This window comes from Dictyoglomus sp. (genome assembly GCA_025060475.1).
In the GTDB taxonomy this organism is placed as follows: domain Bacteria; phylum Dictyoglomota; class Dictyoglomia; order Dictyoglomales; family Dictyoglomaceae; genus NZ13-RE01.
This window is the reverse complement of the sequence record JANXBZ010000007.1, coordinates 81,891-93,509: the sequence shown is the minus strand read 5'-3', so window position 1 is coordinate 93,509 and position 11,619 is coordinate 81,891. Positions and strand designations below refer to the sequence as shown.

12 protein-coding genes are annotated in these 11,619 nt (G+C 29.7%); 8 read left to right on the top strand and 4 right to left on the bottom strand.

The genetic code is table 11. From position 1 onward, the window contains the following. Positions 1 to 16 precede the first annotated feature (16 nt). Both galT and galK read left to right on the top strand, forming a co-directional pair. Complete coding sequence (gene galT, locus NZ841_05135) at positions 17 to 982, top strand: galactose-1-phosphate uridylyltransferase (GenBank protein ID MCS7202141.1); 966 nt, start codon at positions 17 to 19, stop codon at positions 980 to 982. Continuing rightward, positions 979 to 2,127 carry a galactokinase gene (galK, locus tag NZ841_05130; protein ID MCS7202140.1) on the top strand — a complete coding sequence of 383 codons (1,149 nt, stop codon included), beginning with the start codon at positions 979 to 981 and terminating at the stop codon, positions 2,125 to 2,127. The genes galT and galK overlap by 4 nt, the downstream gene beginning before the upstream one ends. Here galK and NZ841_05125 read toward each other — a convergent pair. The 3 genes from NZ841_05125 to NZ841_05115 are packed head-to-tail and all read right to left on the bottom strand — an operon-like array spanning position 2,122 to position 4,512. Further along, complete coding sequence (locus tag NZ841_05125; protein ID MCS7202139.1) at positions 2,122 to 3,357, bottom strand: SufD family Fe-S cluster assembly protein; 1,236 nt, start codon at positions 3,355 to 3,357, stop codon at positions 2,122 to 2,124. The genes galK and NZ841_05125 overlap by 6 nt on opposite strands. Further along, a complete protein-coding gene (gene sufC / locus NZ841_05120; GenBank protein MCS7202138.1) occupies positions 3,329 to 4,078 on the bottom strand; it encodes a Fe-S cluster assembly ATPase SufC in 750 nt (249 codons plus the stop codon). Before sufC ends, NZ841_05125 begins: the two co-directional genes overlap by 29 nt. Then, entirely contained in the window at positions 4,075 to 4,512 is a 438-nt protein-coding gene (locus NZ841_05115) for an Rrf2 family transcriptional regulator (protein MCS7202137.1), read from the bottom strand. The genes sufC and NZ841_05115 overlap by 4 nt, the downstream gene beginning before the upstream one ends. A gap of 118 nt (positions 4,513 to 4,630) precedes the next feature. Between NZ841_05115 and dnaN the strand changes: the two genes are divergently transcribed. The 6 genes from dnaN to NZ841_05085 are packed head-to-tail and all read left to right on the top strand — an operon-like array spanning position 4,631 to position 11,497. Next, positions 4,631 to 5,734, top strand: a complete 1,104-nt coding sequence (gene dnaN / locus NZ841_05110) for a DNA polymerase III subunit beta (GenBank protein MCS7202136.1) — start codon at positions 4,631 to 4,633, stop codon at positions 5,732 to 5,734. Beyond that, positions 5,731 to 5,952 carry an RNA-binding S4 domain-containing protein gene (locus tag NZ841_05105; protein MCS7202135.1) on the top strand — a complete coding sequence of 74 codons (222 nt, stop codon included), beginning with the start codon at positions 5,731 to 5,733 and terminating at the stop codon, positions 5,950 to 5,952. The genes dnaN and NZ841_05105 overlap by 4 nt, the downstream gene beginning before the upstream one ends. Beyond that, positions 5,953 to 7,047 carry a DNA replication and repair protein RecF gene (gene recF / locus NZ841_05100; GenBank protein ID MCS7202134.1) on the top strand — a complete coding sequence of 365 codons (1,095 nt, stop codon included), beginning with the start codon at positions 5,953 to 5,955 and terminating at the stop codon, positions 7,045 to 7,047. Then, positions 7,040 to 7,513 (top strand): DUF721 domain-containing protein, encoded by a 474-nt coding sequence (locus NZ841_05095; protein MCS7202133.1) that lies wholly within the window; start codon positions 7,040 to 7,042, stop codon positions 7,511 to 7,513. Before recF ends, NZ841_05095 begins: the two co-directional genes overlap by 8 nt. After that, complete coding sequence (gene gyrB / locus NZ841_05090; protein ID MCS7202132.1) at positions 7,494 to 9,398, top strand: DNA topoisomerase (ATP-hydrolyzing) subunit B; 1,905 nt, start codon at positions 7,494 to 7,496, stop codon at positions 9,396 to 9,398. The genes NZ841_05095 and gyrB overlap by 20 nt, the downstream gene beginning before the upstream one ends. An 8-nt stretch (positions 9,399 to 9,406) precedes the next feature. Continuing rightward, positions 9,407 to 11,497, top strand: coding sequence for a hypothetical protein (locus NZ841_05085; GenBank protein MCS7202131.1), 2,091 nt, complete (start codon positions 9,407 to 9,409; stop codon positions 11,495 to 11,497). Here NZ841_05085 and NZ841_05080 read toward each other — a convergent pair. Further along, positions 11,487 to 11,615 (bottom strand): hypothetical protein, encoded by a 129-nt coding sequence (locus NZ841_05080; protein MCS7202130.1) that lies wholly within the window; start codon positions 11,613 to 11,615, stop codon positions 11,487 to 11,489. The genes NZ841_05085 and NZ841_05080 overlap by 11 nt on opposite strands. Positions 11,616 to 11,619: the final 4 nt, after the last annotated feature.

The following is an 11,619-nucleotide window of genomic DNA, read 5'->3' as shown; positions in this document are numbered from 1 at the left end:
GAAGGAGAAAGGAAAGATGAGTAGTGAGTTAAGATGGCATCCTTTTTTGAAAGAATGGGTTATTGTTGCAGGAAAAGTTCAAGAAAGACCAGTGCTTCCTCCAAGGGAAAAATGTCCATTATGTTATGGTGGAGTTGAAGTTCCAAAACCTTACGATCTATTGGTTTTTGAAAATAGATTTCCTTCTTTAACTAAAGAGGTTTTTGATGTTATTCCTTTTGAAGATGAGATTTATAAACTAAAAGGTGGACAGGGTGTATGCGAAGTAGTTTTGTATTCTATGGAGCATGACTCTTCAGTATCTCGCATGCCCTTAGAGCAAGTGGAGAAGTTAGTATTGGTTTGGGAAGATAGATTTAAAGATCTAAGTGCTTTAGATTTTATAAATTATGTGCTTATTTTTGAAAATAGAGGAGAAATAGTAGGAGTAAGTCTTCACCATCCTCATGGTCAAATCTATGCTTTCCCTTTTATTCCACCAATAATTGAGAAAGAAATCAATTCTTCAATGGAATATTACAATAAAAAAGGAAAATGTCTTTTTTGCTCCATATTAGAAAAGGAGAAAAACGAAAAGAAAAGGTTAGTCTATGAGAACAAATATTTCACTGCCTTTTCTCCTTTTTATGGTAAATACCCTTTTGAACTTCATATATATTCCAATAGACATTTAGGTTCTCTTCCTGAAATGAATTATGAAGAAAAAATGTATTTAGCAGAGATTATACAAAAAATTGTTAAAGCTTATGATAATGTATATGGATTCAATTTTTCCTATATGATGGTTTTACATCAAAAACCTTCTAAAGGTGAATATCCCTTTTATCATTTTCATATTGAATTTTATTCCCTTCATAGAGATAAGGATAAAATTAAATATCTTGCTAGCGTGGAATCAGGATCAGGAACCTTTATAAACCCATTAGCTCCCGAGGACTCTGCAGAACTTATAAGGGAAAGCATAAGGAGGTTTAGAGAATGAATAATAATTTAAAAGAATTTTTCGGTAGTCTTGAGAAAGTTAGAGGAGTTAGGGCTCCTGGAAGGGTGAATCTTATTGGAGAGCATACAGATTACCATCTTGGATATGTTCTCCCCTGTGCAATAAATAGATATTTTTATTTCTTTTTAAGAGAAAATAACACAAAAAGAGTCAAGATATATTCTGAAAATTTTTCTCAAGCTTTTCAATTTGAATTAAATAATATTGAATATAGTTACAAATATCCATGGAGTAATTATTTACTAGGAGTCATAAAAGAAATAATAGAGAAGGTAGGAGAGATACCGGGGTTTGATGGATATATTTATAGTGAAATTCCAATGGGTGCAGGATTGTCAAGCTCTGCAGCTTACGAAGTTTCTGTTGCTTTTGGATTAAAAGAATATTTTCAACTTCCTTTAAATTTAATAGATATTGTCAAATTATCTCAAAAAGCTGAAAATGAATTTGTAGGAGCAAGATGTGGTATTATGGATCAATTTATATCAGCTTTTGGAAAAAAAGATCATGCTCTTCTACTAGACACAAGAAACTTAGAATATGAATATATTCCCTTTGATATAAAGAGTAAAGATTTAGAATTAGTAATAGTGGATACAAAGGTGAAACATTCAATTGCAGGAGAAGGATATACAAAGAGAAGAGAAGAGGGGGAAAAAGCCTTAGAAATTTTAAGAAATTATCTTCCTATTAATTCTCTAAGAGACTTAGATGAAGAAGGTTTTAGCTTATCACAAAAAGTTTTGCCTGATCCTTTAAAAAGAAGAGTGGAACATGTTTATAGAGAAAATCAAAGGGTTCTTAATTTTGTAAAGGCATTAAAAGAAAACAAATGGGAAGAATTAGATAAATACATGGTAGAATCTCATAACAGTTTAAGATATCTTTATGAAGTTACTTGTGAGGAATTAGACTTTCTTTTTGAAAAAGCTCATGAATATTATGCTTTTACTTCAAGAATGACAGGAGGAGGATTTGGTGGTTCCACCATAAACCTCGTTTTTTCGAAAATGCTTAACTTATGGTGTCAAAAAATTGAAGAGGCTTATAGATTGAGATTTGGATTTTCTCCTGAAATTTTGATTTTAGAAACAGCAAACGGAGTAGGGGAAATTAATTTATAATCCTCCCTTTTCAAGTTGAGCTATGGCGTAACTTATTTGTTCTTTCGCTACCTTTGGAAGACCAGGAATATCTAAGTTTAAAAAGCCTCGAGTTATAGTCGAGATTGCCTCGTCTCTTTCGAATCCACGTGTAGTTAAATATTCAATTTCTTCTTCTGCGATTGGTCCTATTGCAGCTTCATGAGATAATTCGCTTTCAGGATTTTCAGCGATAAGTATGGGAATAGCAGAAATTCTTGCGGTAGATTTCAATAGTATTCCCTTGCAATCTAAATGTCCCTTTGTTTTTTCCTTTTTGCCAATAATTTCACCTCTACTATAAATATCAGAAGATTCATCCGCAATAATTCTTGATACTATTTCTCCACGAGCTCCTTCCTCTTCTAAAATTATTTTTGCCCCTAAATCTATATAGGAATTCTTTTTTCCATATATAATACTATAAAATCTTGCAATCCCGTTTTTTCCCACATAAGCAGTGGGAAAACTCTGAATTGATTTTACAGGTTTTAGGGAAATATAATTATTGATAAAAATACCTCCATCCTCTATCTTAACTGCTGTTCTTGGCCTTACGTGAAATTCTTCAGACCAATTATGAATCATTGTAAAAAATAACTTTCCTCCTTTTTTTACAAAGAACTCCGATATTCCAATATGGACTCCAGGTTCATTCTTTAAATGGGTTAAACATCCAGTTGTGACAAAAACTTCTGCTCCCTCTTCTACAATAATTAAATTGTGAACATTTTGGCTTATATTTCCTTCTTTTATGTAGAGACAGGATTGTATAGGAGTTATTATTTTTTGATTTGGATACACATGGATAAAATAACCTCCTGTCGGTCTTAATTCGGCCCAAGCAGTATATTTATCAGTATCCGGAGAAATCAATCTTCCATAATAATTCTCCAACCATTCATATTTATTTAATGCTTCTTCGATAGAACTTATTTCCAATTTTCCCTGATAAATTTTATTTATTTTCTCATAGATCACACTGTGATCTATTTGAAAAAAGGTGCCTGCTCTTTCTTCTTCTTTCGGAGATATACCAGAGTATTGTATATTTTCGATAATCTCATAAGGTAACTGAGATAAATCTTCAATAGGCTTCTCTTTAATTTCTTTAAAAAAGCTCTCCAAGTTAATGTCGGGTCCTAAAGGAGATATTTTATCTTTAGCTTTTAAAGCTTTATTTCTAATTTCCAAGAGATAAGTTTTCAACATACAATTTCCTCCTTACAAAATCATATCCTCTTTCTTCAATAATATGAATAATCTCTATTCCGTCACTATAAATAAACTTACCATCAATTAAGACTAATACAGAATCGGGATTTACATAGTCTAAAATCTTGAGATTGTGAGATACAATAAGTAAATTACTTTTCTCTGAAATCTTTTGAATTATTTTCCCTATCAATTTTAAAGAATCTATATCTACTCCTGAATCAGGCTCATCTAAAAGAGCTAATTCAGGTTTTGCTAATAACACTTGAAGAATCTCACTTTTTTTTCTTTCACCACCAGAAAAACCATGATTTACTTCTCTCTCAAGGAAAGATTCATCAAGTTCTAAATCTTCTAAATATTTATAAATTTCTTTTGGTAGATCAGCTTTAGGGTTAATATTTAAAATTTTCTTTAGAATATCCATCAATCGAACTCCTCTTACTACTGGCGGTAACTGATAGGCTAAAAATATTCCCTTTTTAAATCTTTTATCAGGGGATAAATTTGTAATATTTTCTCCTTTCCAAAGAATTTCTCCAGAAATCTTAAATTTTTCTAATCCCATTATTGAACCCAAAAGGGTAGATTTTCCTGAGCCATTTGGTCCTAAGAGAAGATGTACACCTTGAGTTAATTTAAAATTTAATTTCTGAATAATATTTTTTTCTCCTATACTTACCGAAAGATTTTTTGCTTCTAACAGTATCTCTTTCATATTGATAATAATTCCTCCTTTCTTTCTATTCCCATAATAAGATCCTCTAATGTCAAACTTTCCAAGGCTTCCGATATTTTCTTTTCAATATATTCCCATGCTTTTTTGGGAGAGCAAATACTTTGTATTTTACATGTTTCTTCTGAAGTATGAATACATTCAATAATACTTAAGGGACCTTCTATAGCTTCAAAGATTTCTTTTAGATTTATTTCTGATGGAGGTTTCTTTAAAATATATCCTCCACTAACTCCTTTAAAGCTTTCAACAATATTTGCTTTCTTTAAATCTAACATCAACTGAGCTAAAAAATCTTTAGAAATTCCTTCTTTTTCAGCTATTTTATTCAAGGAAAGAACTTCTTTACCATAAGTCTTTCCCAAAAGTACCAATGCTCTTATACTACAATCTAGTCTTGCCGATACTCTAAACATATTTTTTTCCTCAAATATTGACTAAACTACTCAACATTAAACATTATAATAAGACTTTGTTTTTTTGTCAAATAAAAGTTATAATTTATTGAGAAAAAGATTGGAAGGAGGATAGAAGATGAAGTTTATTACTCAACAAGAAGATTTAAGTGATGCTTTACAAATAGTAAAAACTGCTATTGCTACAAAGACTACTTTACCTATTCTTACTTATGTCTATCTTAAAGCAGAAAATGATAACCTTTATCTTCAGTCTAATAACCTTGAAATTGGATTGTCTTTAAGTATGCCTGTAATAGTTGAAGAACCTGGAGAAGTTTGTCTTCCTGGAAGTCTTTTTGTAGATATTGTAAACAAACTTCCCTCAGTATCTTTAGAATTTAGTGTAAATGAGAGAAATAGGGCTATTATTCACGCAGGTTATTCTAATGTTGAAATTCAAGGAGAAAATACTGAAGAATTTCCTAAATTAGATTTAGGAAATATTCAACCTCAAATTTATTTAAATAGAGAAGAGTTTCTAAAGGGTATAAAACAAACTATATTTGCTGCAGCGGAAGATGAAATAAAACAAGTTCTGACAGGAGTGTTGATGGAGAGTAAAGATAGATTTATATATATTGTAGCCGTAGATGGACATAGACTTGCTTTGACAAAAATATCAAGCTCCTCAGAGATTCCTAGTGTAATAATTCCTGCAAAAAGTCTTAAGGAATTTCAAAGGATAATTTCTAAAATTAAAACAGAAGAAATTGGTGTAGCCTTTTTAGATAGTCAGATTCTTCTTAAATGTGAATCTGTGTATTTCACATCTCGGCTTCTTCAAGGTCAATTTCCTTCCTATGATAAAATTATTCCTACAGACTTCTTAACGGGATTTAGATGTAACAGAGAAGACTTATTAGATGTTTTAGAAAGAATGGAGGTTTTAGCTTCTGCAGATCAAACAAATACGGTAAAAATTACTATTTCTTCTCAGGAGGTTGTTCTTTCTTCATTGACTTCAGAAAGGGGTGCAGGAAGAGAAGTTATTCCTGCAGAAATTTTGAAAGGTGAGGAGAGTTTAGAAATTGGATTTAATGTGGAATATCTTATTGAACCTCTAGAAAATTTAGATTCTGAGGAAATAGAACTGAGATTTACTTCAAATTTAGGTCCTGCACTTATTAAAATTCCTGAAGATGAAAGTTATATATATGTTTTAATGCCTGTAAGATTATGAATATAAAAGAAATTGAAATATATACTCCAACTATTACATTAAATAAATTTCTAAAGTGGGCTCGTATTGTAGAAACAGGTGGACAAGCTAAAATGCTTATTATTTCTGGAAAAGTTAAGGTAAATGGAGAAAGGGAAATTCGTAGACATAAAGTTTTAAAGGATGGAGATATTATAGAGATTAATGGAAGTTCTTATAAGGTGGTGTATAGAAAATAATTGTTTTTAGAAAAACTTAAAGTAATTAACTTTAGAAATCTTAAGAATATAGAGCTGAATTTTTTACAAGTAAATATTATTCATGGGAAAAATGCTCAAGGTAAGACAAATTTATTAGAGTCAATATATTTTCTTTTTACTGGAAGATCTTTTAGAACTTTTTTGGAAAAAGAATTAATTAGATGGAAAGAGGAATTTTTATATATAAAAGGTAATGTCTTTTGGCAAGGACAGAGTATTTTATTAGAATCTGCCTTAAGTATTTATGGAGATAAAAAAATGAAAATTAATCAAAAAATTGTTAAGAAGCAAAGAGAGTTAACATACCTTTTTCCTTTGGTTCTTTTTACTCAAGAAGAGGTTTTAAGAATAAAAGAAGAGCCTGCAAAAAGAAGGTTTTTGTTGGACAGATTTATATCAACATTATTTTATTCTTATAACAAAACTTTAATTGAGTATCAAAAGGCTTTATATCAAAGAAATTTATTACTTAGGAATTCCCAAGATAATAGAGATTTAGAGGCATGGAATAAAATACTTATAGAAAAAGGAAGTAATATTTTATGGCATAGGTTAATTACTTTAAAAGAAATGGAGAAATATATAAAGGATGTAAGTAATGAACTTTTAGGAGAGAATGTGTTGGAAATTGAGTATAAAATTAGTTTTCCTTTAGACGATTATAGTGAGAAAAAAATTAAAGAATCTTTTGAAAAGAGTCTTATAAATTCTCAAAAAAATGACTTAAATAAAAAATACACTACTATAGGTCCTCATAGAGATGATATAGTTTTTTATTGGACAAAGAATGGAGAAAGATATGATTTAAAAAATTTCGGTTCTGGAGGAGAAAGAAAAATGGCTTTTTTAATTTGGAAGCTCTCAGAGTTAAGACTCCTTTCGGAAAAAAGAAAAGAAAAAGCTATTTTATTGATTGATGATTTATTCTCAGAGCTGGATGATGAAAAACAAAAGATAGTATGGAATTCTATAAAAGATTTTCAAGTTTTTATTACTTCTTCTTATAATATGGAAATATTAAAAAAATTTCCTTTTTTTGAAATAATTGATGGAGAAGTTTATTATCATGCCTAACTTAATTTCTGAGAAACTTTGGGAAGTTTTTTCAAGATTAAAATTAGAAAAAAACATCTGTGAATATCTTGCCCTCGAGAATTGGGCAAAAATTGTTGGAGAAACCTTAGCTTCTCATACCTATCCTAAATTTGTTAAAAATGGAATTATATACGTTTATGTAGATAGTAGTGTATGGGCTCAAGAATTAAATCTTTTAAAACCGAAAATTCTGGAGGATTTGAATAGTTTTCTAAAATATCCCGTTATAAAAGATATTATATTTTTAGATAAAGGCTCATCTTTCAAAAAGTTTAAAAAAAATTATGAAAAACCTAAAATAAAACTCTCTTTGCGAGAAGAAGAAAGAGTTGCTAAAATAGTTGCTGTTATTAAAGACGAAGAACTTAAAGATATTTTTAAAAACTATCTTAAAAGTTTGTTAGTTCTACAAAAGGGAGGAAAGTATGGTGGTAAAAAAAGATAGTTATACTGCTGAAAGTATTCAGATTCTTGAAGGAACAGAGGCAGTTAGAAAAAGACCAGGTATGTATATAGGTGATACTGGAATTCGGGGCCTCCATCATTTGGTATTTGAATTAGTTGATAATAGTATTGATGAGGTATTGTCTGGGTTTTGTAATTATATATTAGTCATTTTAAGAAAAGATGGAGGAGTTATTGTCCAAGACAATGGAAGGGGAATTCCTGTAGAAATTCATCCTCAAGCAAAGAAATCTGCCTTAGAAGTTGTATTGACCACTTTACATGCGGGAGGTAAATTCTCTAATTCCATATATAAAATAAGTGGAGGACTTCATGGAGTTGGACTTTCTGTAGTAAATGCCTTGTCATCACGACTTGAAGTTGAAGTAAAAAGGGATGGTAATATTTATTATCAAGTTTATGAAAGAGGTAAGCCTAAAAGCGATATAAAAATAATTGGAAAAACTTCCGAAACAGGAACAAAAATTCTTTTTTATCCTGACTCCTCTATATTTGAGACTGTAAAATTTGATTATGATATTATAGCTAATAGACTAAGGGAACTTGCTTTTCTCAATAAAGAGGTAACTATTGAGCTAATAGATGAATCTTCAAGTAGAAAAAATATTTTCCATTTCGAAGGAGGATTATTAGAATTTATTGAATACCTTTCTAAAGGTAAGGAAGTTTTGCATGAACCATTTTATTTTAAAAGAGAAGAAAATAATTTAGTTTTAGAAGTTGTATTCCAATATAATACGGGATATGATGAACTTTTATTATCTTATGTTAATGGTATTCATACTATTGAGGGAGGAACTCATGTTTCAGGATTTAGAACTGCTTTGACAAAAGTTGCTAATAATTTTGCGAGAAATTGGAATTTGTGGAAGGAAGAAGAATCTTTATCTGGGGAAGATGTTAGAGAAGGATTAGTAGTAATAATAAATACAAAAATACCAGAACCTCAATTTGAAGGACAAACAAAAACAAAACTTGGAAATTCAGAAGTAAGAAAGTTTGTCGAAACTGTGACAGAAGAGGAGTTAACTAGATTTTTCTCTGAAAATCCAGAGAAAGGAAAATTAATTCTTAATAAAGTTATCGAAGCATATAGAGCAAGACAAGCGGCAAGAAAAGCAAGAGAATTAGTAAGAAGAAAAGGACTTTTAGAATCAACCCTTCTTCCTGGAAAATTGGCGGATTGTTCGGAAAAAGATCCAAGGCTTTGTGAGCTTTTTATAGTAGAGGGGGAATCTGCGGGTGGCTCCGCAAAGCAAGGAAGAGATAGAAGATATCAGGCTATTCTTCCATTAAAGGGAAAAATTTTAAATGTAGAAAAAGCTCAACATCTTTCGAGGATTCTTTCTAGTGAAGAAATAAAAGCAATAATTTCATCTCTTGGAACAGGTATTGGTCAAGATTTTGATCTATCAAAATTAAGATATCACAAAATTATAATTATGACTGATGCTGATGTAGATGGTGCCCATATAAGAACTCTTCTTTTAACCTTTTTTTATAGACATCTAAGACCTCTTATTGAGGGTGGATATGTATATATTGCTCAACCTCCGCTTTATCTTTTAAAGAAAGGGAAAGAAGAGAGATATGCATATAGTGAAGAAGAAAAAGAACAAATTTTAAAGGAATGGAATTATCCTGACAATGTATATATTCAAAGATATAAGGGTTTAGGAGAAATGGATCCTGAACAGTTAAGAGAGACAACGATGGATCCTCAAAAAAGAGTTCTATTACAAGTAACCATTGAGGATGCTTTAGAGGCGGAAAGAATATTTTCTGTATTGATGGGAAATAATGTAGAAGAAAGAAGAGCCTTCATTGAAGAAAGGGCAAAATTTGTCAGGAATTTAGATATTTAGGAGAGCTTATGATAGAAACTTGTAGAGAAAAAATAAGAGAAGATGAAAATTTTATAACCTATAAGATTTATTTTTCTTCTTATGACTTACCTAGAATTTTAAAGGAAAATGGTATAAGTAAAGTTTATAAAGGAGATCAAAATATTTTATGGGATGGTCTTATTACAGATATTGCTTTAAAGATTTTTCTCAAAGATGAAATTCTTTTTTATCCCTTTATTCATGATGAAAAATTAGGCACTGGAGATCAAAGGTTGATCTCCCTTTATAAGGACAATCAAAGATTCACAATAACGGAAGATTATGCTCAAAAAATAACTGGAGCGGTTTACATTAATCAAGACGTTTCTTATGGATTATTTTATGCTGTTCCTATAGAGCCTAAAGAATATAAAGATTTAAATTTTTGTTTATCTTGGCTAGCAGATAGATGGAAAGAATATAGAGAAATTCTTGATAAGGATGAAAACTTTAAAAGAGCCTTAGAGTCTTTGGGTTTTTCATGGAATTATGAGAGAATATCAGAAATAACCCATCAAGGACCTTGTGCTAATAAAGATATTTTAAAAGAATATTTTAAAAAATATCCATCTTCAGAAATATATTATCTTTTCTCGAAATCTCTTGGATGGTATGGAATAGTTCCCCGATATTCAGAAGAAATAAGTTTATCCAGTATATACATAGATGATTCTAATATGTTAGATTTAATTAAAAAACTTTTCTATCTTTCTGTGCGGGGATGTTTGAGACAAGTAAAAAATAAAGATAAAAGAAAAGAAATATTAAAAAGAGCAAGAAAAATAAAAATTTGGTTTGAAGAATTATTAAAAAAACAAAAAACTATCTCCTTGGTTGATATTCAAAAGTATATAGCTAAAAAAATCATAGAAGATGTATATTCTAATTTTTTGAATTTAGAATTTACAACTACTTCTCAAATGTTGAAAATTTTGTCAAACAATATAGATGAAGAAAACTATTATTTTTTTGATCTTTGTTTAAAATATCCTAAAATCTTTGTAGATTCTTATAATATGGCATTAAATAAATCAAAATTACATTTGAAAAGATTAAGTATAAAAAACGACTTGTTCTATCCTCCATTCTTTATTGAAGTATTTTCTAAAGATGAATTGAAAAGAAATATTCTAACTCGATGTAGTATCGAAATAAAAAATGGAGAGAAAGAAACTTATATAAGACTTTTTTCTCCTCATTGTGCATCTAATACTTTTATTTTAAACCAGACCTTAGATAATGCTCAAAAATTTATAAAAGTACTAATTGCTTCTAATAATTTTCCTTATGGTTTTGCCTTAATTGGAAAAGCTGGTCCTTTTATGGCAGAGATGAGAAAACCCCCAAAAATTTTAGCCGTCCCAGAATCAGGGTCAAAATATTCTCCAATGGTAGATTATTTTCTAGGAGAGCTGAAGAAGAGGAATATTAATGTTCCTCAAAGTTTTTTGTTAAGAATTAGGTTAAATACTCTAGATAACTTAAATTCCTTGAAGGATTATATTTTTAGACTTCCAAAATTTCTTTCTATTTACCTTGGCGAGGAAATAAATGGTAGAGAGCTTGCTAATTCTTGGAGGGAAAAGGTTTCAATATTAGAAAACATTTTAAGGATTTTTCCACATACAGAGCAAGGAGAGTATTTCCATTTAGCGACAATATTGCTGATTGAAAAGGGTTATATGCCAAAAACTCTTTATGAAAAAGAAAAAATTCAAAAATATTTTGGAAAAATAAAGAATAGTATAAGTTTTTTATTAAAAATTGATTTTCCAAAAATACTTTTGGAGGTTTTAAAAAATCTGATTGAGGAAAGATCAAGAATTCTTTCAGAACTTAATTTAAAGAAGGAAAAAGCAGAAGATGAATTGCATAAAAAAAGAGATTTTATTGAATATAAAATTCTCTTTATTTTTGGGGTTATAATTAGAAGTTTATTACTTGTAAAAGAATCTTTAAAATATTTAAACTATAGACCCTATACTCTCTCCATTTATTTGATAGGAGGAGAAGATTTTTTTAAATACTTAGTAGATAATGTTAAATTTAATCTTGAAAAAATTGAATTTAAGACTTAGGAACAAATTGAGGACAAGATCCTTCTGCTTTTACTGGAATGCCAAAGCACATTCCTTTATTTGGATCCGAGGGGTTTGGTTGAAAGAATTTACAATTTCTACATTTTCTTTCTTCCATTTAT